At 65.8% G+C, this 541-nt stretch carries 1 protein-coding gene; it reads right to left on the reverse strand.

Annotated elements, in window-relative coordinates; translation table 11 throughout:
- A partial coding sequence (locus tag EN859_RS35195; protein ID WP_245525869.1) for an ATP-binding cassette domain-containing protein occupies nt 1-541 on the reverse strand: 541 nt, incomplete at its 3' end.

The following is a 541-nucleotide window of genomic DNA, read 5'->3' on the forward strand; positions in this document are numbered from 1 at the left end:
CTGCAAACGGTTCGTCGAGCAGCATGTAGGCCGGGCGCGTCGCCAATGCGCGCGCGATTTCCAGGCGGCGTCTTTCGCCGCCGGAGAGCGACAGCGAAGGCGCCTTGCGCAAATGGCTGATATGGAATTCCTCGAGCAGTTCGTCGAGCGAGCGCTCGCGCTCCTTGCGGCTCTTCTCGACCACTTCCAGCACGGCGCGGATGTTTTGCTCGACGCTGAGGCCGCGGAAGATCGAGGCTTCCTGCGGCAGATAGCCGATGTTCAGATTGGGCATCGGCGTCGCTTCGCCTTCGATGTCCTTGTCCACCCCCGCCATGATGCGGATCAGCGTGGACTTGCCCGAGCCGGATACGCCCGTCACACAGACGAGCCGCTGCAGCGGAATTTCCACCGTGACGTCGCGCAAGTTGTGCTCGGTCGCGCCTTCCAGCACGATGCGCGGCGTGTTTGCATCCACCGGGCGCCGCGACCAGTGCGCGGCGTCCGCGACATGGCGGCGCCCGCCGAGGTATTCGCCCGTGAGCGTGCCCGACGAGCGAAT

Source organism: Mesorhizobium sp. M00.F.Ca.ET.216.01.1.1 (genome assembly GCF_004010325.2).
GTDB lineage: Bacteria > Pseudomonadota > Alphaproteobacteria > Rhizobiales > Rhizobiaceae > Mesorhizobium.